The organism is Pseudaquabacterium terrae, assembly GCF_013266755.1.
Taxonomy (GTDB): Bacteria; Pseudomonadota; Gammaproteobacteria; order Burkholderiales; family Burkholderiaceae_C; genus Pseudaquabacterium; species Pseudaquabacterium terrae.
Window position 1 is genome coordinate 74860 of sequence record NZ_JABRWJ010000012.1, and the last position, 24379, is coordinate 99238.

The 24379-nt window shown below is 69.8% G+C and carries 22 protein-coding genes; 13 read left to right on the forward strand and 9 right to left on the reverse strand.

Annotated features, from left to right (window positions below; all coding sequences use genetic code 11):
- Positions 1 to 3 precede the first annotated feature (3 nt).
- Positions 4 to 1455 (reverse strand): amidohydrolase family protein, encoded by a 1452-nt coding sequence (locus tag HLB44_RS31340; protein ID WP_173132785.1) that lies wholly within the window; start codon positions 1453 to 1455, stop codon positions 4 to 6.
- Between the two features lie 34 nt (positions 1456 to 1489).
- The gene (locus HLB44_RS31345) at positions 1490 to 1969 is read right to left on the reverse strand and encodes a SixA phosphatase family protein (protein WP_173132788.1); all 480 of its coding nucleotides are present in this window, start codon (positions 1967 to 1969) and stop codon (positions 1490 to 1492) included.
- A gap of 115 nt (positions 1970 to 2084) precedes the next feature.
- On the opposite strand from HLB44_RS31345, the gene HLB44_RS31350 reads away from it, so the two are divergent.
- The 9 genes from HLB44_RS31350 (at position 2085) to HLB44_RS31390 (ending at position 14387) form a co-directional block, all read left to right on the forward strand.
- Positions 2085 to 4751, forward strand: a complete 2667-nt coding sequence (locus tag HLB44_RS31350; protein ID WP_173132791.1) for a winged helix-turn-helix domain-containing protein — start codon at positions 2085 to 2087, stop codon at positions 4749 to 4751.
- A 32-nt stretch (positions 4752 to 4783) separates the two neighbouring features.
- Positions 4784 to 5260 carry a cupin domain-containing protein gene (locus HLB44_RS31355; protein WP_173132794.1) on the forward strand — a complete coding sequence of 159 codons (477 nt, stop codon included), beginning with the start codon at positions 4784 to 4786 and terminating at the stop codon, positions 5258 to 5260.
- A gap of 170 nt (positions 5261 to 5430) precedes the next feature.
- Entirely contained in the window at positions 5431 to 6126 is a 696-nt protein-coding gene (locus HLB44_RS31360; RefSeq protein WP_173132797.1) for a class I SAM-dependent methyltransferase, read from the forward strand.
- Positions 6127 to 6193: 67 nt separating this feature from the next.
- A complete protein-coding gene (locus HLB44_RS31365) occupies positions 6194 to 6460 on the forward strand; it encodes a hypothetical protein (RefSeq protein WP_173132800.1) in 267 nt (88 codons plus the stop codon).
- Positions 6461 to 6536: 76 nt separating this feature from the next.
- The gene (locus HLB44_RS31370) at positions 6537 to 7658 is read left to right on the forward strand and encodes a DUF4062 domain-containing protein (protein ID WP_173132803.1); all 1122 of its coding nucleotides are present in this window, start codon (positions 6537 to 6539) and stop codon (positions 7656 to 7658) included.
- A 130-nt stretch (positions 7659 to 7788) separates the two neighbouring features.
- Positions 7789 to 9600 (forward strand): S9 family peptidase, encoded by a 1812-nt coding sequence (locus HLB44_RS38040; RefSeq protein ID WP_173132806.1) that lies wholly within the window; start codon positions 7789 to 7791, stop codon positions 9598 to 9600.
- Complete coding sequence (locus HLB44_RS38045) at positions 9552 to 9824, forward strand: alpha/beta hydrolase family protein (protein ID WP_343051685.1); 273 nt, start codon at positions 9552 to 9554, stop codon at positions 9822 to 9824. The genes HLB44_RS38040 and HLB44_RS38045 overlap by 49 nt, the downstream gene beginning before the upstream one ends.
- A gap of 211 nt (positions 9825 to 10035) precedes the next feature.
- Positions 10036 to 11712 (forward strand): carboxylesterase/lipase family protein, encoded by a 1677-nt coding sequence (locus HLB44_RS31385; protein ID WP_173132812.1) that lies wholly within the window; start codon positions 10036 to 10038, stop codon positions 11710 to 11712.
- 131 nt (positions 11713 to 11843) lie between these two features.
- Complete coding sequence (locus HLB44_RS31390) at positions 11844 to 14387, forward strand: EAL domain-containing protein (RefSeq protein ID WP_173132815.1); 2544 nt, start codon at positions 11844 to 11846, stop codon at positions 14385 to 14387.
- Positions 14388 to 14503: 116 nt separating this feature from the next.
- On the opposite strand, the gene HLB44_RS31395 is transcribed toward HLB44_RS31390, so the two are convergent.
- The 3 genes from HLB44_RS31395 to HLB44_RS31400 all read right to left on the reverse strand — a co-directional run bounded on the left by HLB44_RS31395 (position 14504) and on the right by HLB44_RS31400 (position 16421).
- Positions 14504 to 14716 carry a hypothetical protein gene (locus tag HLB44_RS31395; RefSeq protein ID WP_173132818.1) on the reverse strand — a complete coding sequence of 71 codons (213 nt, stop codon included), beginning with the start codon at positions 14714 to 14716 and terminating at the stop codon, positions 14504 to 14506.
- Positions 14717 to 14944: 228 nt separating this feature from the next.
- Complete coding sequence (locus tag HLB44_RS38050; protein ID WP_281375248.1) at positions 14945 to 15073, reverse strand: hypothetical protein; 129 nt, start codon at positions 15071 to 15073, stop codon at positions 14945 to 14947.
- Between the two features lie 280 nt (positions 15074 to 15353).
- Complete coding sequence (locus HLB44_RS31400; RefSeq protein WP_173132821.1) at positions 15354 to 16421, reverse strand: ABC transporter substrate binding protein; 1068 nt, start codon at positions 16419 to 16421, stop codon at positions 15354 to 15356.
- A gap of 206 nt (positions 16422 to 16627) precedes the next feature.
- Here HLB44_RS31400 and HLB44_RS31405 point away from each other — a divergent pair, with 206 nt between their 5' ends.
- Entirely contained in the window at positions 16628 to 17323 is a 696-nt protein-coding gene (locus HLB44_RS31405; RefSeq protein WP_173132824.1) for a hypothetical protein, read from the forward strand.
- Positions 17324 to 17426: 103 nt separating this feature from the next.
- Here HLB44_RS31405 and HLB44_RS31410 read toward each other — a convergent pair whose 3' ends face one another.
- Complete coding sequence (locus HLB44_RS31410; protein ID WP_173132827.1) at positions 17427 to 19988, reverse strand: ATP-binding protein; 2562 nt, start codon at positions 19986 to 19988, stop codon at positions 17427 to 17429.
- Positions 19989 to 20158: 170 nt separating this feature from the next.
- Between HLB44_RS31410 and HLB44_RS31415 the strand changes: the two genes are divergently transcribed.
- A complete protein-coding gene (locus HLB44_RS31415) occupies positions 20159 to 20866 on the forward strand; it encodes a hemerythrin domain-containing protein (protein WP_173132830.1) in 708 nt (235 codons plus the stop codon).
- A 41-nt stretch (positions 20867 to 20907) separates the two neighbouring features.
- A complete protein-coding gene (locus tag HLB44_RS31420; RefSeq protein WP_173132833.1) occupies positions 20908 to 21567 on the forward strand; it encodes a peroxiredoxin in 660 nt (219 codons plus the stop codon).
- A gap of 45 nt (positions 21568 to 21612) precedes the next feature.
- Here the strand turns inward: HLB44_RS31420 and HLB44_RS31425 are convergent, their stop codons facing one another.
- Positions 21613 to 22584: a hypothetical protein gene (locus tag HLB44_RS31425; protein WP_173132836.1), complete on the reverse strand. Its 972-nt coding sequence runs from the start codon at positions 22582 to 22584 to the stop codon at positions 21613 to 21615.
- Positions 22585 to 22778: 194 nt separating this feature from the next.
- A complete protein-coding gene (locus HLB44_RS31430) occupies positions 22779 to 23096 on the reverse strand; it encodes a hypothetical protein (protein WP_173132839.1) in 318 nt (105 codons plus the stop codon).
- A 463-nt stretch (positions 23097 to 23559) separates the two neighbouring features.
- On the opposite strand from HLB44_RS31430, the gene HLB44_RS31435 reads away from it, so the two are divergent.
- On the forward strand, positions 23560 to 24075 hold the full coding sequence (locus tag HLB44_RS31435; RefSeq protein ID WP_217283876.1) for a nuclear transport factor 2 family protein: 516 nt from the start codon (positions 23560 to 23562) through the stop codon (positions 24073 to 24075).
- 57 nt (positions 24076 to 24132) lie between these two features.
- Here HLB44_RS31435 and HLB44_RS31440 read toward each other — a convergent pair whose 3' ends face one another.
- Positions 24133 to 24378, reverse strand: a complete 246-nt coding sequence (locus HLB44_RS31440) for a hypothetical protein (RefSeq protein ID WP_173132842.1) — start codon at positions 24376 to 24378, stop codon at positions 24133 to 24135.
- Position 24379 lies beyond the last annotated feature (1 nt).

Below are 24379 nucleotides of genomic sequence, written 5' to 3' on the forward strand. Positions count from 1 at the left end.
GCCTCAGGGCAACCCGCCCTGCAGCTGCCGCAGCGCAAGGAACTCACCCCGCGTGCGCGGCCCGTAGGTCGCGAAGCTCGGCTGCGGATCGTTCAGGTACTCGGCCTTGCGCTGGCCCACGCCGTCCTTGCGCAGCTTCATGCGCATGGCGTCCGGTTGCAGGCCGTAGACCTCGGCCGCATTGAGGCCGAAGATCCGGCGCTTGAGCGCCGGCGTCAGCGCGGGGTAGCCGTACTTCTGCTGGAACTCCTCGCTGATCTGGAAGGCGCGAAAGGCCTGGATCTGGTCCTGCGGGCTGCCGTACCAGATCGAGTCGGTGCCCCACAGCACGCGCTGCTCGCCGAAGGCCTTCAGCAGCTTGCCGAGCAGGTGCGCCGCCTGCTCGGGATCGCGCATCACGTAGCGCCAGGTGCTGCCGAGCTCGGCATACACATTGCGCGGCGAGCCGGCCTCCTGCAGCGAGCGGATCAGCACGTCGACGCCGGCGCGCGCCTGCGGGTCGTAGGGGCCCTCCTTGACGCCCGGATCGAAGCCGGCGTGGTAGACGAGGAAGCGCATGTCGGGATGGCGCTTCGCCGCCGCGCCGATGTCGCGCGCGGTCGAGAACTCGTGGCCACGCGCACCGAACGGCAGGCCCTTGTGGACCGCAATGTTGCGCACGCCGAGCTTGCGTGCCTGCTCGATGAACGGTGTGCCGAAACGTTCGTCGTCGAGGAAGAAGCCGGCGGGGCCGTCAGCGGGACCGAACTGCGTGTAGGTCTTGAAGGCGTGAATGCGATAGCGCTCAGTCTGAGCGGCCATGCCTTCGAGCTCGCCGCGCAGGGTCGGCATGCAGCGGCCGTGCAGCAGCAGGCGCTCGCTGCCATCGAGCGCGCGCGCCGTGTCGCGCGTCGCGCCGGCGGCCTCGAAGTCCAGCGGGTTGGTGTCGGCGCCGCCCGGCACGTGCGACAGCACGCCCATCGCGGTATCGCTGTCGAGGAACACGTCCTTCAGCAGCGCACCGCTGGAGAAGCATTCGATGTGGTCGGCCTGGCCGCAGTTGCTGTTGAGCATGCTGCGGAAGGCGTTCGGTCCGGCGCGCTGGCGCCAGGCGCCTTTCGGGTTCACGTGGTGCAGTTGCACGTCGAAGATGAACTCGTCGCCGGCCAGCGCCTGCTCGGCCGCGGCCAGCTCGAACGGCGCCTCCGCGGGCAGCTCGAAACCACCGCCGCGACGGCCGGCGGCGGCGAACGCGCGATCGAAGGCACCCAAGGTCGCCGCGGCACCGAGCAGCGAGGCCAGGTAGTGGCGACGCGACTGGCCGACGCGGCGCGCGGCATCGGTCAACGCTTCGTGCGCCAAGCCTCGCGCGTGGCGCGCGGCGGCATCGAGCGGCACCGGTTGGAATTCGCCGTTGGAGGTGCTGTCGAGCTTGACCGGCAGGCGGCGCGGGTCGGGATCAGGTGACGAAGTCATCGCAGCGCTCCGGTCACGGGGGGTGCGCATGAGCTTACACGTCGAGCGACGCCTGCACCGGCGCACACTCGCCGACCTCCGCCCACGCATCGCCGTCGTAGCGAAACTCGGCCACCGCGCACGTCGGCATCGCGCCGATCGCCGGCGACAGCCGTTGCGCGAGCTCGGTGAACTCGGGGTTGTGGCCGAACAGCATCACGCTGTCCACGGCCGCGCCGTCGAGCGCATGCACGATTTCCAGCAGCGTGGCGACGCTGCTGGCATAGATTCGCTCGTCGACGACGATGCGCCCGCGCGCAATGCCGAGCTGGTCGGCGACGAGCTGCGCCGTCGTCAATGCCCGCAGCGCCGGGCTCGCGATCATCAGCGCCGGCTTCACGCCGCGCGCTGCGAGCCGGCGGCCGGCCTGCGCCGCTTCGCCGAGGCCGCGGTCGTCCAGGGCGCGCTCGCGGTCCGAGCGCGCGGTTCCGCCCGGCGCGGCATGGGCATGGCGAACGAGGAACAGGGTCTTCATCTCGGGTCTCCGCGGCGCGTCGGCGCCGGTGGGCATTGTCCGCGCGCGGCCATCACGCGCCGGGCGCGCCGTGGGAGGCGCTGCGCTACGATGCCTCGCCCGCCGAGAGACGCTGATGGGACCGGACGCGCTCAGCTTCGCACGCACCAAGATCCAGCCGCCGCGCCTGCGCAGCGGCCTGCTGGCGCGCGAAGCGCTCGCCGCCGCGATCGCCGATGGGCTTCAGCATGCCCGCCTGACGCTGCTCTGCGCGCCCGGCGGCTTCGGCAAGAGCTGCGCGATGGCGCAGGCGCTGCAGTTCGGCGCGCCGCCACTGCGCTGCGCATGGATCGCCTGCGACGAGGGCGACACGCTGGCGCGGCTGTGCACCGCGCTGGTCGCCGCGCTGGAGCCCTTCGACCTGCCGTGGCGGCTGGCGCCGGAGGCGCTGATCACCGCGCTCGAGCGGCCCGACGGCACGCGGGCCTTTCGCGATGCGCTGATCAATGCGCTGGCCGCCACCGAAGGCCCGCGCGCGGTGATCGTGCTCGACGACTTCCATCGCCTGGCCGATGCGCGCCTGGTCGAGCTCCTCGGCACGCTGCCGCAGGCGCTGCCCGAGCACTGGGGCCTGGCGCTGGTGACGCGTTTGGACCCGCCCTGGCCGCTGGCGCGCCTGCGCGCCGCGGGCGAGCTGAGCGAGATCCGCCAGGACGAGCTGCGCTTCAAGGTCGACGAGATCCAATCGCTGGCCCGCCAGGCCGGCCAGGTGATGGACGAAGCGCAGTCGCTGCTGGCACGCACCGAGGGCTGGCCGGTCGGCGTGACGCTGGCGATCGCCAGCCCGCGCGCGGCGTCGCCGGTGCGCAGCGCGCGCCATGCGATCGACTACCTGCGCAGCGAGGTGCTCGATCACCTGCCGGCCGAGCTGCGCGTTTTCCTCGTTCAAAGCTCGGTGCTGCCGGAGCTCACCGCGGCGCGCGCGGCGGCCGTCAGCGGTCGCGCGGATGCCGCGGCCTGCCTCGACCAGATCGAGCGCCGCGGGCTCTTCTACCAGGAGGTCGACAGCGCCGAGCGCACGCTGCGCCTGCACGACCTGTTCCGCGACGCGCTCGAGGTCGAGCGCCAGCGCCTGCCGCAGGCCGAGCAGGACGCGCTGTGGCGCCGCGCCGCCGACAGCGAGCCCGACCTGACGCGCCGCTTCGCCTACCTGCTGCAGGCGCGCGAGCACGAGGCGGCGATCCAGGCGCTGGCGCAGGCTGCGCCGGCACTCGGCGCGGCCGGCATGTTCGGTGCCGCGCAGGACATGCTGGCCAAGCTGCCGCCCGAGCTGCTCGCGCACTCGCCCGAGGTCGGACTGCTGCGCGGCATGATCGCCTGGGAGGTCAGCATGGACCTGCAGGCGATGCTCGACCACATGCAGCACGCCGCGCGCGAGTTCGCCGCGCGCAACGACAGCGCCGGCAACGACCTGGCACGCGCCTACGCGGCGCTGGCGATCAACGGCCTGAGCCCCATCGGCGACCCGCGGCTCGACCCGGCCAACGAGGTCACGATCACCGAGCGGACGCCACCGCGCACGCGCGTGATCGCGGCGCTGCACCGCGCCTGGCATGCCTTCGACCTGGCCGACTTCGAGGGCACGAACCGGCACTATGCCGAGCTGCTCGACCACCTGGCGAAGGACCGCGACGTGGCCTTGTGGTATCAGGTCACGCCGGGCGTCGCGTACTTCGGCGTGCGCGCGCTGGAGCCGCTGCTGCTGCGCTATGGCGCCGGCGCGCTGCGCGCCGCAGGCGAGGACTATCCCGCGCTGCGTGCGATCGCACTGGCCGTGCGCGGCTGCGCGGCGCTGTGGCGCGGCGAGATTGCCGACGCGCGCGCGCAGCTCGACGAAGCGGCTTCGCTGTGCGCCTGGGTCAACCATCCGCAGGGCCTGAGCCTCTACGCGCTGACCGGCCGCCTGGTGTGCCGCACCGTGCAGGGCGAGTTCGAGCCGGCGCTTGAGGCTTACCACGACGAGCTGCCGCGCGTGACCGACCTGTTCGGCGATGACGGCCGCGGGCCGGGCTGGTACTTCCACTGGTTCGAGCTGCGCTGCGCGCTGATGGCCGAAAGCGCCGACCGGGCACGCAGCGCGCTCGACACGCTGCGGCGCACGATGCCGGCCAGCGTGACGTCGACGCACACTGGCGTCGTGCGCGTCATCGACGCCTACGCGGCCTGGCTGGCCGGCGACTTGGCCGACGCGCAGCGGCGCATGCACGAGGCCCAGGCGCACTACGGCCAGCACGACGCGGTCGGCATCGTCACGACGCTGAACCTGCAGCGCGCGGCGCTCTGCGCGGAGCTGGGTGATAACGCAGCATCGACGCGTGCACTGCAAGCGGCGCTCGACGGCATCCGGCTGCGCGGCTACGCAATGTCGGCGCGCTTCGCCGGCGCGGACTTGCTGCGGCGGCTGGCCGACAGTTCCGCGACCGCTGCGCTCGATGCAGCGCAGCAGGCGACGCTTCACTCGATCGTGCCGGCGCGCGTGGCCGCGGCACCCGTGGCCGCGCGACCGGTGGCGCCGGCGGCGCCGAGCGCATCGCCGGTCGACCTCGGCGGCATCGAGCCGATGAGCCCGCGCGAGCTGGAAGTGCTGGCGCTGATCACCGCCGGCGACAGCAACAAGCTGATCGCGCGTCGCCTGGACTTGAGCCCGCACACCGTGAAGCGGCACGTCGCCAACATCCTCGGCAAGCTGGGCGTCGAGTCGCGCGGCCAGGCCGCGGCGCGCTACCGCGGCCTGGCTGGCTGAACCTCCACCCCCTTCCTGAGCGGAGACACAACGTGAGCGTGATTCATTCCCGAGTCGTGAACATCGAGGACCTGAAGCTCGAGCCCTCCAGCAAGGGCGCGCAATTCGAAAGCCGCAGCGCCCGCATCGGCCCGCTGCTGGGCGCCAAGGAGCTGGGTTATTCCTTCGACATCGTGCCGCCGGGCAAGCGCTCGTGCCCCTTCCACAGCCATCGCGCCGAAGAGGAGATGTTCTTCATCGTCCGCGGCCGCGGCACGCTGCGCTATGGCAGCGAGACACGCCCGATCCGCGCCGGCGACGTCATCTGCTGCCCGACGGGCGGTGCGGAAACGGCGCACCAGATCATCAATGACTCGGACGACGAGCTGGCCTACCTGTCGATCAGCACGATGATGCCGGTCGAGATCTGCGAGTACCCGGACTCGAAGAAGATCGGCGCCTATGGCGGTGAATTGCGGCACATGACGCGCTCGGACGCCGGTGTGGATTACTGGGTCGACGAGGTGTAGGACGAGCGCACGGCGGCTACACTGCCTGCGCGGTCGACGAAGGCCCGGCCCTCGTCGACCTTCCCCGTCGTGCCCCGCGTGGAGTGCCCTTGTCGGCCCCGGCGCATTGCGCCACTTCACGCTGCCCTGCCCGACTTTTCACGGCACGGGCAGCCCACACGGGCCGCCGGATGCCGGGCTACCAGACCACCCAAGCGCAGGTCCCGATCGACGGCGCGGAGAGCTTGCTGATCTGCTCGCTGCTCGATCGGCAGCAGTACGCGGACCCGCGCGGCGAGGCGGCCGCGCTCGGCATCTCGAGCGCGGCGTGGCCGCTGTTCGGCGTGCTGTGGCCCTCCGCGTTTGAACTGGCCGCGCGCATGGCGCGGCGGCCGATGGTGGCGAGCGAACGCATCCTCGAAGTCGGCTGCGGCCTGGCGCTGGCGAGCCTGGTGTCGCACCGGCGCGGCGCCGACGTGACCGCCTCCGATTGCCATCCGCTGGCATCGTTCTTCCTGAGCCGCAATGTCGGGCTCAACGGCCTGCTGCCCTTGCGCTACCGCCATGGCGACTGGCAGGCGCAGGCAGGTGCGCTGCCGCACGGCGCTGCGCCGGCCGTGCAGGGCCGCTTCGACCTGATCATCGGCAGCGACGTGCTGTACGAGCGCGACGAGGCCGGCCACCTGCCGGACTTCATCGATCGCCACGCGTCGGCCAGCGCGGAAGTGCTGATCGTCGACCCCAACCGCGGCAATCGGGTGGCGTTCAACCGGCGCATGCGGCAGGCCGGCTTCGTGCTGCAGGAGACGCGGCTGGGGACCGGCGCGACGGGAACGGACGGCTATCGCGGCCGCCTGCTGCGGTACACCAAGGAAAGCGACGATTAGTGCCACCGAACGGCACCGCGCTGCCGAGGCAGCGGCGTATGCTGGTCCACACTCCCGAAAGACTGTCATGTGGTTTCTCGTATCCGTCGTCAAAGGCAGCCGGCACTATGAGCCGGATTCGCAGGTCGGCAATCGCGTGCTGATCTCCGACACCACCGACGTCGTGATCACCGGTCGCGCTTCCGGCGCCAACGGCTACAGCTTCGAAGCACGCAAGGGCAACGAGACCTTCGTCATGAGCGATTTCCCGAAACCCTTGCCGTCGGGCGCGCTGCTCAACCACTTCCTGGCGATGGCCAAGCAGATGGGCGCAGTGGTCGTCGGCGCCACCTGAGCCACGTGACCATCGCTCGGAGCGACCGAGCGTGATTCAATCGGCACCCTGACCGGGCGTGGATCAGGGGGGCCGCATGCCGATTGAAAAGGTCCGGGTGATGATCTCCAGCCGCTGCAAGGACTATGCGGCGCAGGCCGGCGGCCCGTTCGCACTGGCCAGCCTGCGCAAGCAGCTGAAGGCGCGCATCGAGTCGGAGGCGCTCTTCGGCCAGACGCCCTTCCAGTGCTTCACCAACGAGCACGAACCGGCCAAGGCCGCCTCGCGCGACCTGTGGGATGAGTGCCTGCAGGAGATCCGCCGCTCGCACATCGTCATCGCGCTGTACAACGGCGACGCCGGCTGGTCGGGCGAAGAGGCCGATGACGGCATCTGCCACGCCGAGCTCAACGAGGCCCTCTATTCGGGCCGCAGCCGCACGTTCATCGTGCAGCTGCCGCTCACCACCAAGACACCCACGGCGCGTGACAAGCGCTTCCGCGCGCGCTTCGAGCGCGAGCTGCACTTCACCGGCTCGCCGACCGCCACCGTCGCCGATGCCGAGGCCCTCGTGCTGCAGACCCTGGCCGAGGCCACCGCGAACCTCGTGCGCGGCGGGGCCACGCAACTGCGCAAGGAAAGCTACTCGCTCGGCGAAGCGCTCGACTGGAGCCGCCTCGCCTACGCCGAGCGCAAGAAGACGATGGAAGACGCCTGCATCGCCGCGCTGGCCGACCACGCGCCGGGCACGCCGGCGCGCATCACCGGCGGTGCCACCACGCTGCCGATCGCCGGCACCGAGGTGCTGTTCTGCGTGCATGGCATTCCCGCGGCCACCTCGCTCGCGGCCGCACGTGAAATGGTCGGCAGGCCGTTCCTGGCGGACCACCACCACCTCGGCACGGCGCCGAAGGCCCACGGGCCGGTGCACGTGATCGCCTGCCACCGCGGCGCCACCGAGAAGCAGGCCACCGACCTGCTCGGCTTTCCCGACGCCACCGTCGTCTCGACCGGTTTCGGCATCTACCTGGTCGACCCGGTGCAGCGCATCCAATTGGTGATGCTGGCCAATTGCCGCGACCAGGCGACGACGCGTTATGCGGTTCAGCGCTTGTTCGATTGGCTGGACCGGTCGAGCCAGGACGAGCCGCTGGCCGCGCATGCGATGGCGCGGGGGCGCATCGTGCGGGCGATTCAGAAGGAAGTCCGGGGGCGCTGAGCGCGGGAGCGGCGCGACGCGCTGACGGGCCCTGTGTCCAGCCCGGTCTGTGCGCTGGCGCATAGACTGCGATGGAGGAGCCCCCTAGCGTGCCTGGACGCCGGCGCCGCCCGGCGCAGGAGGGCTCGCCATGACCGATCGCTTCACCGCGGGGTACCGGTCGCGGCGCCACCTTGCGCTGGCGCTGACGCTGGGGTCGGCCTGCGCCGCCGGTGTTGTTGCCGCACCGGATGGGCCCGCACCTGCGGCCTGGACGGCCGAGCTTCAGATCGCCACCAAGGGCGTGGGCACACCGCGGCTTTCTCCGGACGGCAAACGGGTCGTCTACGTCGTGTCGCGCGACGTCATGACTGCCGACAAGAGCGAGTTCCTGACGCACCTGCACCTGGTTGGTGTGGACGGCAAAGACAAGCTGCAACTCACGTGGGGCGACAAGTCGTCGTCAAGCCCGCGCTGGTCTCCGGATGGCAGGCACATCGCCTTCCTTTCCGCCCGCAAGGACAACCGCAATGCCCTCTATCTGCTCAGCCTCGCCGGCGGCGAGGCAGAGCCGTTGACCGACATGAAGGCGCCGCTGGGTGAGTTCCGGTGGTCGCCCGACGGCAAGTCGATTGCGTTCGTCATGGCCGACCCGAGGAGCGACGAGGACGAACGGAATGCCAAGGGCAGAAACGATGCGCGCTGGCTCGATGAAGACTGGAAGATGGCGCGCCTGTACATCGTCGATGTGGCTGCAGCGGGCGCGCCGCGCGCCGCGCCGAAGCGATTGACTGCGAACAACTTCCACGTCACTGGCGAATTCGACTTTTCGCCGGACGGCCGGCTGATCGCGTTTGCCCACCGACCCTCCCCCTCGGCCAACGAGTGGCCGAATACGGACGTCTCACTGGTCGACGTGGCAACCGGTGTGGTCGCTCCATTCCTCGAAAGCGCTGCGGCCGAGTCCGCACCGATCTTTTCGCCCGATGGCAAGTCGATCGCAGTGCGGGTCAGCGATGCGCCGCCGCGCTGGGCGCAGACAGCCGTCATCAACGTCATCACGCTGGCGGACAAGCGCGTCACGCGGCTGGCGGCCACGAACGATTCACTGCCTGACATCGTCCGCTGGTCCGCGGATGGCCGCCGCATCTACTTCACGGAAGCGAACGGCACCCGCACCGACACGAACTACTTCGACCTGATCGCCAACGAGGTGGTGTCGCTGCAACGGCTGCCCGCGGTGATCAACGCACTGGACGTGAGCGCAGATGGAACGAGGCTCGTCTTCGTGATGCAGACCAGCGACGGGGCACCCGAGGTGTACGCCTCGGACGCCGGGACATTCGCGCCGGTCAGGCTGAGCCAGGCCAACGTCGAACAACCGGGCCACCCATTGGGCAGGACCGAGCTGATCCGCTGGAGCAGCAAGGACGGCCGCGACATCGAGGGCCTCGTCACCTACCCGGTCGGCTACCGCGCGGGTACCCGGGTTCCGACCATCCTGATGATCCACGGCGGCCCCGCCGGCGTTTTCCAACAAACCTACACCGCCGGCCGCTTCTTCCTTCCCATCGCGACCTATGCCGCACGCGGCTATGCGGTGCTGCGCCCCAACCCGCGCGGATCGACGGGCTACGGGACGGCTTTCCGCCGTGACGTCGTCAAGGGCTTCGGGGTGGGCGACTATGACGATCTGATGAGCGGCGTCGATCACCTTGTCAGACTCGGTGTCGCCGATCCCGACCGTCTGGGCGTCACCGGCTGGAGCTACGGCGGCTACATGACCAGTTGGATCGTGACCCAGACGCAGCGCTTCAAGGCCGCCGTGGCCATTGCTCCTCTCACCAACCTGGTCAGCTTCACGACGACCAGCGACGTCAGCGGCTTCATTCCGGGCTACTTCGACGCGCAGCACTGGGACGACGCGCGACCTACCAGAAGCACTCGCCCATCTCCCACGTGAAGAGTGTGTCCACACCCGTGCTGGTGATTCACGGCGAGGCCGACGTGCGTGTGCCGATGAGCCAGGGGGTCGAGTTCTACCGCGCGCTCAAGCAGCTCAACGTGCCGACGCGCCTGCTCGTCCTGCCGCGCCAACCGCACGGCCCCGTCGAGCCCAAGATGTCTCTGGCCACAATGAACGCCAGCCTGGAGTGGATGGACAAGTACCTGGGTGCGCCGAAGTAGTGGGGGCCGTCAGGCAAGAACGTCTTGAAGCTCCTGGCGCGACGGTTCGCTCGGGCCGGCGCCCGCCTGCAAGCACGCACCGGCTCTCGACGGACGCTCCTCTACGGTGCTAGCGTGCGTTGCATTCCTGGGATGCTGCGTTGCGCCGCTGGCGCTTCCGCGTTCGAAGCCTCGTTACTAGCATCGGCTCCACATCCACGGGGAGCCCCGCATGAAAATCGACACCCAGCCCGCCGCGCACGGGGTCCTGACGCGCCGCCGCCTGCTGCTGGGGGGCGCGGCGCTGGCCCCCCTCGCGCTGTGGGGATGCGGCGGCGGCAGCAGTGGCGATGACGAGGCGGTCGTCAGCACCAGCTCCGGCCGCTTCCGCGGACAGGCGGAGGGCAGCGTCACCGCCTGGCGCGGCGTGCCGTATGCGCAGCCGCCGGTCGGCGCCCTGCGGTTTCGCTCACCGCAACCGGTTCAGCCGGCGAGCGGCATCGTCGATGCCACCCGCTTCGGCCCCGCCAGCATCCAGTCGATCGGCAGCGGCGTGGCGTGGATCTATCCGGTCCAGGACCAGCAGAGCGAAGACTGCCTGACGCTCAACGTGTGGACGGCGCAGACCACCGGCAAGCGGCCAGTCATCGTCTGGCTGCACGGCGGCGGCTTTCGCACCGGGGCCACGCGCATGCCACTGATGAACGGCCGCGCGCTCGCAGAGCGCGGCGTGGTGGTCGTGACGGTGAACTACCGGCTGGGCGCTTTCGGTCTGCTGTCGCATCCCGATTTCACCGACCCCGGCAACGGCAGCATCACCAACTGGCAACTGCAGGACATGGGCGCCGCGCTGCAATGGGTGCGGCAGAACATCGCCGAGTTCGGGGGCGACCCGAACCAGGTCACGGTGATGGGTCAGTCGGGCGGGGCGATGCACACCGCGCTGCTGGCGCAGACGCCCGCCTATCGCGCCTGCTTCCAGCGCGCCGTGCTGCTGAGCCCACCGACGCTGCAGCCGCCGGTGTCGATGACGCTCGCCGATGCCAACGCCTACACCGAGCTGCTGGCCAGCCGCCTGGGCACCACGCCGCGCGGCCTGCGCGACATCCCGGCCCAGGCGCTGCACGCGGCCGAGCTGGCGCTCAATGCGCAGCCGCTGCCGGCCGGCTTCACCTCCGGCAAGGCCTGGAAGCTGGCGCCGGTGATCGACGGCAAGACCTATCTGGCGGACTGGACCCGCACGCCGTGGCCGGCGGACCTGCCCGTGGCCATCACCTACACGCTGGATGAAGGCGCGTTCTGGCTCGACCTGTACGACCCGCTCTCGGGCAAGCTGCTGACGCAGGCGCTGCCCGGCAGCACGGCAGCACTCACCGGCGCGGTGCTGCCGCAGGTGGGCTCACCGGGCGCCGCCGCTGCCGTGATCGACGCCTACACCCAGGCCGCGCTGGCCGAAGGCCGCTCGACCGCCCCGGGCGACGTGTGGATCGACATCTTCGGCGACCGCCTGCTGCGCGTTCACGGCACGCGCTACGCGGCGACGATCGCCAAGGCCGGCGCCCCGGTGCGCTTTGGCACGTTCATGCACCCGGTGATGTCGCCCGGCCGCGGCGTGCCGCACTGCGCGGAGCTGCCGCTGGTCTTCAGCACCTACGCGCTGGACTACTACAAGGGCAAGGTCGGCGCCGGGCCGACGCAGTCGATGCTATCAGATGAAGTGATCGGCAGCATCGTCTCGTTCGCCAGGGATGCCGAGCCTCGCCTGGCGTCCGGCCGGGCCTGGCCGCTGTACCAGCCGGGCGGCGCCAGCTCGGTGCGCTGGGGTGAAGGCGGCACGGCTGCGGAAGTGATCGGTGCGGTGCCGAAGGTCGAGCAGTTGAAAGTCTGGGATTCGATCCCTGGCGTCTAGGAAGCACCGGCGCACCAGCCGGCCGGCCATCCCGGGTCGATCGACGCTCAAGTGCGGCCCGCCATCGCCGATAACGGAGAGGGCTGGCATGCTTGGGATGTCTTGTGAGCGCGACCAACCGGTTTTATGGAGTGCACACGATCGCCGTACTGATCGGTGTGTTCGCGCTTGCCTGCGGATGCGGCTACCTGGTGGTCAGGCATGCGGTCAACAGCACCATCGAGCGCCAGGCACTGACGGTGGCCGAGATCGTCGCCAGCCAGGCGACCACGGCACGCTCGGTGTATGCGCGCGAAATCGCGGACAAGCTGACCCGGGATGGTTTCGGGCCGAATGTCGATTCAGCCCGCCTGCCCGGCCATGTGCCGATTCCGGCGCAGTTCCTGAAGATGGTCGGGCGCGCCTCGTCGGAACAGTCCCATCGGCTGTACGAATACCGGCCGGTCAGCCGCTGGAACCTGGAACCCACACAAGGCCTGACCGACGATTTCTTGCGCTGGGCCTGGCCGCAGCTCGAGGCCCAGGATCGCTCCGCGCCCGCAGCACCCATCGAATGGAGAGCCGTCTCGCGGATCGAGACCGTGCAGGGGCAGCGCGTGCTGCGCTACCTGTCGGCCGACGCCGCGTCGCAGCAGTCGTGTGCAGCGTGCCACAACGCCTACGAGAAGAAACCGGAGATCCTGGCCCGGCGCCTGTCCGATGGCGTACCCGCCGGCAAGCAGTGGCAGCAGCATCAGCTGCTGGGCGCCGTGGCGATCAGCATTCCGCTGGACAAGGCGCAGCAGCTCGCCGGCGGCCAGGTCAACGAGACGGCGGTCTTCATCTTCGGCATCCTCGTGGCCAGCTTCTCGGCGATGTTCTGGTTCAACTGGCGGTTGTCGCGCCAGGAGCGCAGCCTGCGCGAGACCGAGAACCAGCTGAAGAGCTCGGAGCTCGAGACGCGCTCGGCGAACGCGCTGCTGCAGGCCAAGCAGGGTGTCGAGCGGGCCTTCGCGGAGCTTTCCACGTACATGCGCGGAATCGACCAGCATGCGATCGTCTCGGTGACCGATCGGCGTGGCCGCATCGTGCAGGTCAACGACAAGCTGCTCGAGATCAGCGGCTTCAGCCGCGAAGAGCTGATCGGCCAGGATCATCGCTTGTTCGGCTCGAAGGCGCACGGGCGCGAGTTCTTCGCGCAGATGTGGGACACGCTCGAGCGCGGTGAAACCTGGCGCGGCACGATCTGCAACCGCGCCAAGGCGGGTGGGCTGTACTGGGTGGACTCGGCCATCGTGCCGTTGAAGGATGCATCGGGCAGCGTCGATCGATACCTCTCGATCTGCATCGACATCACCGAACGCAAGCGCGCCGAGCAGGACATGCTGCGCATGGCCACGCACGACAGCCTGACGGGCCTGGTCAACCGCGCCTTGCTGCGCGACCGCATTCACCAGGCCCTGGAGTGCGACAAGCGCACCCAGTCACTGGCGGCCGTGTTGTTCATCGACCTGGATCAGTTCAAGGCGATCAACGACTCGCTGGGCCATGAAACCGGCGACAGCGTGCTGGTCGAGGTGGCCCGGCGCCTGCAGGCCTGCGTGCGCGCCGAAGACACGGTGGCGCGACAAGGCGGCGACGAGTTCATCGTCTTCCTGCCACACCTGCCGGACGCACACGGTGCGGGCGTGATGGCCGAGCGGATCCAGAGCCGCCTGTCCCTGCCGTTCGTGATCGATGGCCGCGAGATGATCGTGGGCTCCAGCGTCGGCATCGCGCTGTTCCCCGAAGACGGCCAGGACGCGGACACCCTGCTGAAGAACAGCGACTCGGCGATGTACCAGGTGAAGGACGCCGGGCGCAATCACTACACGTATTTCGCGCCGCACATGAACCAGCTCGCGGCCGACCGCTACGCGATGGTCTCGGAACTGCGCGGCGCCGCGGAGCGCGACGAGTTCCTGCTCAACTTCCAGCCCATCATCGGCATGGCCAGCGGCAGGATCGAAGCGATGGAGGTGCTGCTGCGCTGGCAGCACCCGCAGCGCGGGCTGGTGCCGCCGATGCAGTTCATCCCGCTGGCCGAGACCTCGGGCTTGATCGTGCCGATCGGCGAGTGGGTGATCCGGGCCGCCTGCGCGCAGATCCGCGCCTGGCGGGCGGCCGGGTTGCAGGTGCCCCCGCTGGCCATCAACCTCTCGGCCATCCAGGTGCATCACAAGACGCTGGTCGAGCGCATCGCGGCCATCCTGCGCGAGATGGAGGTGGGGGCCGGCGCGCTGGAGTTCGAGATCACCGAAGGCAGCCTGATGAACAAGACCGACGAGGTGGTCTCGACGCTGCGCCGGCTCTGCGGGCTGGGTGTGCGCCTGGCCATCGACGACTTCGGCACCGGCTACTCGAGCCTGAGCTACCTGAAGCGCCTGCCGGTCGACACGCTGAAGATCGATCGCTCCTTCGTGATGGACATTCGCAGCGACGCCGAGGATGCGGCGATCGTCGGCGCGGTCATCTCGATGGCGCGCAGCCTGAAGCTGAAGGTCATTGCCGAGGGCGTTGAAACACCGTACCAGCTCGAATTCCTTCGCGCACTGGGTTGCGACCAGTACCAGGGCTTCCTGGCGAGCAAACCCCTGTCGGCCATTGACGCCGCGCGCCGGCTCACGCAGCGCGTGCCCGACGACACGCCGGCGTGACGACATTGGCGCGGTGCACCTGAACTGCACGACCTGGGCGGACGGGTCGGTTGGAGGAACGTGCCGCCACCGCCGGAGCGGTGGCGGCACGTGATGAAGGCGCTCACGACGCACCGTCACCCGGGCCGGGGTCGGCTGGCCGCCTTGGCGACAGCCGCACTGGCCGACGGCGCCGCCTTCAGCTTGGCCAATGCCGGCTCGAGCTCACCGGATGCCGATGCGAAGGCACCGACGACCACGGCGAAAACCGAGAGGCCGGAGACCAGGCCGAAGGCCGCACCCGCCAGCCGGGCTCTCGAGGAGAGCAAAGAGAACTTGGACGATTGCATGATGATTTCCTGAAAGAGTTGTGCGCACGGTGATTGAGGAATCGAGTGTCAAAGCGACACCCCTGCCGCCGCCGACTCCACCGTGCGAGGAGTTGCGGTTGCATGCTTCGAATCAGTCTTTGCGAGCAGACGCCGTTGGACTTGCCTGCAGCACACCGGAAATGAACGAGGCCCGGAACCTTTCGGTGTCCGGGCCTCGTAGAGCCTTGGCTCGAGGGGAGCGACCGTCTAGGACGGTGCGCCGGAACCCTCTCCCGGACGGTGCTGCAGCGCCACGCGGCTCAGCGCGTGATCGTCGACGAACGTGCACATCACGCTGGAAGTGCGTGCGCCGATGGCGGTAATGCGGCAGTTCATGTCGGTACCTCCTTGGCGTTGCAGTTCGGACAAAGGGCTGAGGCCCCGCTGCGCTCGCGGCATTGCGCGAGCAGTGGCGAGAAGTTAGCCGACGGATCGCGAGCCGTCAATCCCGATTGATCGCGGCGAGTCATCCGAATGTGGGATGCACGGCGGCCGATGGTCGGGATGCGACGGAACTGGCCCAATGGCTCTGGCGCGACGGCTGCCTGCGTGACTCCATAACTCGTGATGTCGATGGCGCCGTCAGCGACGCGGGCGTGTCCAGGCTGCCGCCTCGTCAGTCGATCACCTCGTCGGCCTGAAGCAGAAGCCCACGCGGCACGGTCAGGCCGAGCGCCCTGGCGGTCTTCGCATTCACGACGAGCTCGAAGCGCGTCGGCAGCTCGACCGGCAGGTCGCGGGGCCGTGCGCCGCGAAGGATACGGTCGACGTAGTCGATCGACCGGCGCACGATCGCCAGCCCGTCGGGACCGTACGACACCAGGCCGCCGGCCTCGACGAACGCTCGGTGGTCGAACGCGCTCGGCAGCCGCTGCCGGCTCGCGAACTCGGCGATGCGCTGGCGGTTGCGGGCTGTGAGCGGCGAGGTGATCACGGCCAGCGCATCGGCGTGTGCGGCGGTGATCGCCGCGAACACCGCGTCGAGCTCGCTGTCGTCGCGCACGCCGTGGGGGTCGAGGATCAGGCCCAGCGATTCGGCCGCCTTGCCGAACGCCGGATAGGTGTAGGCCGGGCCCGTCACCGTCGTGGTGCTGGCCCGGTGAAAGATCGTGGCCACGCGCCGGGCCGCCGGCGCCATCTGGCGCAGGAGCTCGAGCGTCTTGGCAGCCTGCACTTCGCCGCCGGCGTTCCAGGCGACACCGGTCACGTTGCCGCCAGGCCGCGCAAGCGATGCGACCAAGCCCAATTCGGCCGGCAAGGTCACGCCCCAGAAAACGATCGGGATCGTCTTCGTCGCACGGGCGGCAGCCACCGCGGCCTCCGGCCCCTGCGTCAGGATGAGGTCGACCTGCTCGCGAACGAGTTCGGCCGCCAGCGCCGGCAATCGTTCTTCATGACCCTCGGCACGGGCCTGGCGTATCACGACGTTCGCGCCTTCGTTCCAGCCCAGTTCCGCCAGGCGCTGCTTGTACGGGCTGGCAGCCCATCGCTCCGGCGACGGCATCGACGCGGGCGTGAGCAGTCCAATGATCGGCACGCGCCGTCGAGCCTGGGCGGCGCACCACGGCGACCCAGCCAGAAGGCCCGCCGAGACCAGGAGACGGCGGCGTAGCTGCATGCGATTCCCCCGAGGGCGACCGCGACTGCCGCCCGGTCGCATTCCCCGGGCGCTGCGCGGCTGCACGGTGACCGAATTAGACGCCGGTGCCCCGCGTCACGGCGCTTCTTCCGGCATGACTGAAGTCATGGCCCGCAGCGGCACCAGCATCTGCGCTGAGTACCCGGGCGTATCCCGGCCTCATGCAGCGGCAAGGCTCGACGTGAGTGCGACGGGCGGCGCCGATGCATGGATCCGCACTCGTCTTCGACTCATTCTCAGGAGATTCCTTGATGGACACACTTGCATGCACCGCCGCGAGCGGTGAGCCCGCACCCAGCGCTTCACCCGCGCTGCCGCCGGCACAGTTGGACGATCTGCTGCTGCACGCGGCGCGCCGCGTCACGGCGATCCTCGACGTGCTCCGCCCCCACGTCTCGCTGGTGGACAGCAGCGCCGGGCCGCAGATGCGCATCGAGCCGCTCAACGACGGCCTGAGTGCCCTTTCCCAGGGCGAGATCAGCCTCGTGCGCGACCGGATGGAGGCCGTGAACCGAGCGATTCGCAACGGCGACATCGAAATCAAGCCCGGCCTCAGTTCGGCGCGAATCGCCAATCAGAAGGCGGCGCTCGACGCCTTGGTGCCGGGGCCGTTCGGCGAGGCGATCCGAACCGCCGCGCTCGGTGGCAGCGTCCCCGAGTATCTGGCCGTCGTCAACGGCCAGATCTTTCCGCCGGGCGTGACGATCGAGCTGACCGCCAACGAGACGGCAGCGCTCATCGTGGCGCTGGGTCTGGGCAGGGGTGCCGTCGAGAACCTGCTGAAGCTCGCGGGGGTGGCCCCCGAAGTCATCGTGCCGCTGGCACTGGCGATGATCGCAGCGACCGCAGCCATCATCGTGTGTGCAGCGCTGTCGCCCAAGCGCGCCGTCGGCTTCAAGGTTGCAGTCATCGGGCCCATCATTGCAGTGATCCCGTACCCGGCGTGACGCTGCCGTGGCGCGAGGCGTTCGTGCACCGCGGCCGGTAGCCGAGACGCGGAGAGCGAAGACGTGCTCATTGCACGTTAGGCCGACTGACGCCGGGCAAGACTCAGCCTGCGTCACCCACCGCCAGCGCCGCGGCGGCTTCGTCGCTCAAGGCATGGCCTTCCGCCGCCAGCGCAGCGGTGGCCTCGGCGCCCAGCCGGGCTTCGGCGGCGGCGGTCGCTTGCGCCAGGCAATGCAGTTCCACGGGGTCCAGCGTGGCGCCGTTCGCGGTCCACTGCCGGCGCACATGGCCCGCCAGCCGGCCGGCCGCTTCGGCGCGGTGCTGAGCGGCCACCAGCAGCAGGATGCCGAGCCAGGCCACGCTGGTGCCGAAGCGCCGGCCCGTGGCGAGCGAGCGCGGCACCAGCGCCGCCGCCTCGGGCAGCCGCCCGAGCCCGACCAGCGCCTCGACCAGCACGTTCAGCACCCACGGCAGGTTGCCGTTGCCGTCGCCGCCGTCGGCATCGACACGCTGCAGCAGCGCCTGGGCGCGCACGGCGGCCTCGGCATGGCGGCCCAGGCGCACCAGCGACACGCAGATGTTGTTCTCTGCGGCCTGCGCCTTGGCGTGCAAGCCGAGCTCACGCGCGGCCAGCAGCTCCTGCTCGTTGCAGGCCAGCAGCGCGAGGGTGTCGTAGCGCAGGCGGGCCGCCACGGCCAGCGCACCGTTGACGCGCAGGCGGGTCAGCGGCGTGTCGTCGCCCGCCGACACCTCGCGCAGCGCGGCGCAGGCTTCGTCGAGCTCATCGCGCAGCTCGCCCACCGGCTCGATGAAGGCGCGGATCCAGTTCGCGATGGCGATCTGCAGCTCGGTGGGGTTGCCCAACGGCCGCCACAGCGCGACGGCATGCCGCGCGGCGGGTCGCGCCTGCGGGTGCAGCCGGATGCCCAGCAGGTAGCCCAGCATCGACCACCACAGCGCCTGCGTCGGCGCCGCCAGGGCCTGCCCGGCCGCCTGCTGCATCGCGGGCTGTAGCGAGACCATCCAGTCGGTGATCTCCTGGCGCCAGACGCTGAAGACCATCACGCGGGCCGCGCGCGCACCCAGCTGCGCGGCGGCCGCCAGGTCGTGCTCGCGGGCCCACAGGAAGGCCTCGCGCACGTTTTCCATGTCGGCCAGCCACAGCGGCTGGGCGTCGCTGCCGGCGATCAGCGCCAGCACCGCGGCCGCATGGCGCCGGCGCAAAGAGCGCGCTTCATCCGCGCCGTCCGCGGCGCCGGGGTCGGGTGAGGCCAGCTTGCCGAGCGCGTAGGCGCGCATCGTCTCCAGCAGCCGGTAGCGCGGCGGGTCCTCGCCGTTGACGCTGACGAGCGAGCGCTCCACCAGCGTCGCCAGGCCGTCGACGATGTCCCAGCGCCCGACGTGTTCGTCGCTGGTCAGCGTGACCGCCAGGTCGAGCGTGAAGCCGCCGGCAAACACGCCCAGCGCGCGGAAGAGGCGCTGCTCCGGTGCCTCCAGCAGCTGATAACTCCAATCGAGCGCGGCCAGCAGGCTGCGGTGGCGCGCCGCGGAATCGCGGCGGCCGCGCGACAGCAGCGCGAAGCGCTCGGCCAGCGCGTCGTGCACCGCCTGCAGCCCCATCAGCGGCACGCGGGCGGCGGCCATCTCCAGCGCCAGCGGCAGGCCGTCGAGCTGCCGGCACAACGCGGCCAGCAGCGGCAGCGACTTCGGCGTCACGTCGAAGCGGCTGTCCGCCGCGCGAATGCGGTGGATCAGCAGCGCCAGCGCGCCTTCGTGGGCATCGGGCCCTTCCACGCCCTCGGCCACGTGCAAGGGCTCCAGGCGCAGCACGCGTTCGCCGTCCACGGCCAGCGGCAGCTGGCTGGTCACCAGCAACTGCAGCGAAGGTGCGCCCCTCAGGTGCACGACCCATTCGGCGCAGGGAGCGATGAGGTGCTCGGCGTTGTCCAGCACCAGCAGCAGCGCTTCGCCCTCGGGCAGCAGGCACAGCACCTGCGGCGCGGGGTCGCCGGCGCCGAGCTGCCCGCCGAGCGCGCGGGCGATGGCACCGGCCACCTGGCCGGGCTGCGTCAGCGGCGCCAGGTCGACCCAGGCGCTGCGGGCCGGCCAGCGCGCCATCGCCGCGCGCGCGAGGCTGCTCTTGCCGACACCGGGGGTGCCGACCAGCGTGACGCAGCCGCTGCCGTCACGCAGCGCGTGCTGCAGGTGGGCGAGGTCGGCGTCGCGGCCGAACAGCGGTGGGTGAGTCGGCGTGGCGGCCGGGGCCAGCGCGGGGGTCAACGTGGGCGCGGTGGCATCGGGCACAGCATGCGGATCGGGATGCGGATCGGGATGCAGGGGCGCACTGAAGCGGTAGCCGCGCCCGGGCACGGTGGCGATGGCGTCTTCGCCCAGCAGCCGGCGCAGCGCATTGATCTGCACGCGCAGGTTCCCCTCCTCGACCACCAGGCCCGCCCAGACGCTGTCGAGCAGCGCGCTCTTGGTGTGCAGCTCCGACGGCCGCGCGGCCAGCGCCATCAGCAGGTCCAGCGCGCGGCCGCCCAGCGTGGCGGGCTGGCCATCCACCAGCAGCCGGTACTCGGCGGGCCGCAGCTCGAAGCGGCCACCCGGGCCGAAGCGCAGTGGCCGGGCCAGCGCGTCGGTGCTGCGTTCATGGGCTGGCAAGTCGGCTCCTCCAGCGGCCCCGGCGGCCGCTCCGGGCGTGGAGCTTACGGCAGCCGCGCGCCGGCGTGAGCCGCATGTTTAACAAGCTTGAACACCCGCTGAACGACTTCTGCGGCCAGCATTCGCACACTGCTTCCATCCCCACTGCACGCATTCAAGAGGAGCGAGACATGACCGAACCCGAAGCCTCCGTTCCGGCCGTGATGCGCAACTACCACGAGGTGCTGCGCAACGACCTGGCCAAGGTGCTGGCCCCGCTGACCGACGCGGGCGACGTGCCCGCCTTCAACGCCGCGTGGCAGGCCTACACCGCAGCGATCGCGGTGCACGCGGCGATGGAAGACGGCGTGCCCGGCGCCGGCCGCGGCATCACCGCGATGCTGGACCTCTTCTTCGACGGCGCCGCCGGCGCGGCGATGTTCAAGGCCGAGCACGTGCATGAGCACGCGCTGCAGGCCGCCGTGAGCGATGCCATTGCCCACGGCCCCGCCGCCGTGCGCAGGGCCTTCACGGCCTACCGCGCCTGTGCCGAAGCGCACCTCGTGCACGAGGAGGACGTGATGATGCCGCTGGTCGCGCGCCTGCCGTCGCCGAGGGCGCCGCTGTTCGCCGAATGGTGCGTCTCGGCCGGCATCGCCCACGGCAGCTTCGACCACTTCGTGGCGCACGGCGTCGAATCGCTGGCCACGTTCGGCAGCGCCAAGAACTCGCCAGCCGGCGCCACGCGCGTGTTCGTGCATGCGCTGAATGCCGTGTGCACTCCGGCGCAATGGGCGCACTACCTGCCGATCGCGCGCGGCGCGGCGCCGCCGCAGGTCTGGGCCGCCGTGCTCGCCGAAGTGCCCAGTCTCGACACCGCGGCCGCGATGGCCGCCTGAACCTCACCCACCCCCACCACCCCAACCCCGAAGGAAGCACCATGTCCCTGCGCATCAACGACATCGCCCCCGACTTCAGCGCCCAGACCACCCAGGGAACGATCCAGTTCCACGACTGGATCGGCGACAGCTGGGCCATCCTGTTCTCGCACCCGAAGGACTTCACGCCGGTGTGCACCACCGAGCTGGGCTACATGGCGCGCATCGAGCCCGAGTTCACCAGGCGCGGCGCCAAGTTGATCGGCCTGAGCGTCGACCCGGTGGACAACCACCACAAGTGGGCGGCCGACATCGAGGAGACCCAAGGCTACCTGCCCAAGTACCCGATGATCGGCGACCACGACCTGGCCGTGGCCAAGCTCTACAACATGCTGCCCGCGGACACCGAAGGCAGCTCCGAAGGCCGCACCGCGGCGACCAACGCCACCGTGCGCGCGGTGTTCATCATCGGCCCGGACAAGCGCATCAAGCTGATGCTGACCTACCCGATGACCACCGGCCGCAATTTCGACGAGATCCTGCGCGTGCTGGACTCGATGCAACTCACCGCCAAGCACAAGGTCGCGACGCCGGTGAACTGGAAGCAAGGGGAGGACGTGATCATCGCCGGCTCGGTGTCGGATGAGGACGCGAAGAAGCTGTTTCCGAATGGGTGGAAGGCGCCGAAGCCGTATCTGCGGATCACGAAGCAGCCGGTGTGAATGCGGGCGGGCGGCGCGTCGTCAGTCGGGCCGCTGCCCAAGCCATCACAGCACCGTCATCGCCGACGTGCTGGGCGCCCACTTGATCAGGTCCAGCTCGGTCGGCACGCCGTCGACCAGGTAGTCGATCGTGTCGTTGTCGTCGGCGAATGCGCGCACGCTGTAGCTGCCGGCGACGAAGTCGTTGTTCAGCTCGAACTGGAACGTGCTCTGGAAGTTCTGGTGCCGCGTAGTGGCGACCACCAGCTCGACGCCGCCGTGGATCAGGCGGCCGTTCTGCAGCGGCGTGGTGTTGCTGCAGCGCGTGACGCCCGCGGCGCGGATGCAGCGCGCGCCCGACGCGTCGATGAACAGGCGAGTCACCTGCGCCAGCCGCAGGCCGCCGCCGATGATCGGCCCGGGTCGCGAGAACTCCATCACCGGCGCCTGCGTGAAGGCATCGCCGAACGGGTTCTCGTGGCTGATCGTGAAGCTCACCAGCTGGTTGCGCGACAGGTCGCGCGCCGCCGGCAGGCCGGAAGAGCTGCCGTTGATGCTGCGCACGACGTTCTGCGCGGTCGTCGGATTGGCGGCACTGCCCAGCCGCTCGAGCACGCGCTGCGCGGGCTGGCCGTTGGCGCCGGCGCCCATCACGCCGGCGTCGAAGGTCAGCGCCTGGCCGAACGAGCAGCGATTCTGCGGCGGCACCGCAGCCGACACTTCCGCGAGCTGGCCGCTGTAGATCGTCACGACGCGCGACCGCAAGGTCGGCCGCCCGTCGAGCCCGGTCACCGTCTCGAACACCACGCTCGACGACTCGGTGAGCGGGAAGCTTGCAGCGAACTGCCGCGCATGCTGGCCGCCATTCGGGCAGGTCGAGCGGAACACCATCGCCGTGATGGCCAGTCCCGGCGGCAGCTCCTTCAGCGTCATGCTGACGGGCACGGCGCTCGCGGCGGGCGCCGCGAGCGTCAGAGTCAGCAGCGTGGCGGCGGCCAGCGCGACAGCGGTCGGCGACTTCGGGTGCACGGTGTTCATCGATCGGCTCCAGGTTGTTGGGGTTCGCTCGGATCCGCCGGAAAGGTGGGCGGTCGGCGGCACCTACGAGCCGGAGGCGGTGATCGATGGTGCAGAAAGGCGTGGATGCGCCGAATCGGTGACGGACTGCACGCGCTCACGCGCATGCCCATCGCCTGCGCGCCGTGTCAGGTCACGCTACATCGCTGTGTGCATCACGGGTTGCCTCGGCAGGGCGCGATGCTTACAGTGCCCTTCGAAGTAAGGAGCACGCGCATGTCGGCCGAAGCCACCGTCATGCGCGCGAAGACGCGCTCCGTGCGGCGCTCGGCGTTGGTCACCGCCCGACCAGACGCGCGACGCGCTGAGGCGCTTCGGGAGGCTTCGGGATCGAAGCGGATCGAGAAGACGAAGCGATCGCCGCGCGAGTCGGGAATGCAGGTCACGGCACGCATCGCACGACAGACGAACGGTCGGTACTCGTGCGGACCGCCGCGCGCGGCGACGCTTTCGACCGCGTCTCCGGCGCGCATGACGAGCTCCTGATGAAGGTCGCACCGGCTCGCCGGAGGGGATCTCGGGTGAGGGCCGGGCGGGTGTCACTGTCGCCCTGGTCCGTTGGACCAAGCGTTGAATCGACCGTTGGAGTGCACTGATCGGGCGTGCGCCTCGCGAAGGTTTGGCGCCGCGCGGCGCTGCTGCCCAGTCGAACGACTGCTTGGTGCCGGTCAGCGCAAGTACACCCGCCGCCAGCGATCGGCTCCAACCGCTGCAATGCGGCTGCACGAGTTCTCTGCCTTCGTGCCGGTTGGCTAGACTCGGGAAGACACCATCAACAAACTTGATGAGGCCAATGAAGCCTGCAGCCGAAGTTCCACCCTCCGATTTCGTCCAGAACTTCCGTTGGTCAGCGTCCGCTTCCAGCTGCTTCGACGACCCAGCGGACAGTCTGGTCGCATGCTCAAATGTTGGGCCAGTGCGTCAAGGGAGGTAGTGGTGAGAATCTTCGTCATTGCGGTGATCACGGTGATCACGTCAATGGGCTGCTCCACTCAGCCGGATCGCCCTACAGAGGCGCCGCCCTCCTCGGACAGCACCGACGGCTTGCGCTCGGGCGCGCTGTTCGATGCGCTGGCGGAGATGGACAGCATCCTGTTCGATGCATCGTTCGTGTCGTGCGATTCCACCAAAGCCAACGCGATCTTTACCGACGACGTTGAGTTCTACCACGACCAAACTGGCTTCGCCGCGGGCGAGCAAGTGCGCGAGAACACCCGCCGGCTCACCGCGTCGTGTCCGCGCGACCGCGGCATCAAACGGACCATCGTTCCAGGCAGCTTGCGGGTGTACCCGATCGCGGGCTATGGAGCCGTGCAGGTCGGGTTCCATCGCTTCGATGAGCGCGGCGCGACTACCAGTACGTTGGCAAAGTTCGTTAGTTTGTGGCGTTTCCAGGACGGGCGTTGGCGGCTTGCACGTGTGCTAAGCCTCGACCATCGCGCGGTGCCCTGAGGTTGCGCTGGTGCCCGTGATCCCGTGCACGGGCCACTTGTGAGTTAGGAACGCGCGCTACGCCGCCCGCTTCCCCCCATTCGCCGCCAGCACCTCCAGCATCACCACCACCGGCCGCGCCACATCGCGCCCGATCAGCGCGCGCGCAAAGAAGTACTCCGTGCGCTCCCGCTCCGGCAGCGCATCCAGATCCACGCGCCCGTGCTGGTCGCACGGAAACGCGTAGTCATGCCCGCCGGGGCAGGCCGCGGCAAAGCGCAGCTCGAACCGGCATTCGGCGCACACATGCGTCGAGGTGTCCATA

Coding starts and splice junctions, on each gene's coding strand:
- HLB44_RS31340 (WP_173132785.1), bottom strand. CDS start 1,455: ATGACTTCGTCACCTGATCCCGACCCGCGCCGCCTGCCGGTCAAGCTC.
- HLB44_RS31345 (WP_173132788.1), bottom strand. CDS start 1,969: ATGAAGACCCTGTTCCTCGTTCGCCATGCCCATGCCGCGCCGGGCGGA.
- HLB44_RS31350 (WP_173132791.1), top strand. CDS start 2,085: ATGGGACCGGACGCGCTCAGCTTCGCACGCACCAAGATCCAGCCGCCG.
- HLB44_RS31360 (WP_173132797.1), top strand. CDS start 5,431: ATGCCGGGCTACCAGACCACCCAAGCGCAGGTCCCGATCGACGGCGCG.
- HLB44_RS31365 (WP_173132800.1), top strand. CDS start 6,194: ATGTGGTTTCTCGTATCCGTCGTCAAAGGCAGCCGGCACTATGAGCCG.
- HLB44_RS31370 (WP_173132803.1), top strand. CDS start 6,537: ATGCCGATTGAAAAGGTCCGGGTGATGATCTCCAGCCGCTGCAAGGAC.
- HLB44_RS38040 (WP_173132806.1), top strand. CDS start 7,789: ATGACCGATCGCTTCACCGCGGGGTACCGGTCGCGGCGCCACCTTGCG.
- HLB44_RS31385 (WP_173132812.1), top strand. CDS start 10,036: ATGAAAATCGACACCCAGCCCGCCGCGCACGGGGTCCTGACGCGCCGC.
- HLB44_RS31395 (WP_173132818.1), bottom strand. CDS start 14,716: ATGCAATCGTCCAAGTTCTCTTTGCTCTCCTCGAGAGCCCGGCTGGCG.
- HLB44_RS38050 (WP_281375248.1), bottom strand. CDS start 15,073: ATGAACTGCCGCATTACCGCCATCGGCGCACGCACTTCCAGCGTGATG.
- HLB44_RS31405 (WP_173132824.1), top strand. CDS start 16,628: ATGGACACACTTGCATGCACCGCCGCGAGCGGTGAGCCCGCACCCAGC.
- HLB44_RS31415 (WP_173132830.1), top strand. CDS start 20,159: ATGACCGAACCCGAAGCCTCCGTTCCGGCCGTGATGCGCAACTACCAC.
- HLB44_RS31420 (WP_173132833.1), top strand. CDS start 20,908: ATGTCCCTGCGCATCAACGACATCGCCCCCGACTTCAGCGCCCAGACC.
- HLB44_RS31425 (WP_173132836.1), bottom strand. CDS start 22,584: ATGAACACCGTGCACCCGAAGTCGCCGACCGCTGTCGCGCTGGCCGCC.
- HLB44_RS31430 (WP_173132839.1), bottom strand. CDS start 23,096: ATGCGCGCCGGAGACGCGGTCGAAAGCGTCGCCGCGCGCGGCGGTCCG.
- HLB44_RS31440 (WP_173132842.1), bottom strand. CDS start 24,378: ATGGACACCTCGACGCATGTGTGCGCCGAATGCCGGTTCGAGCTGCGC.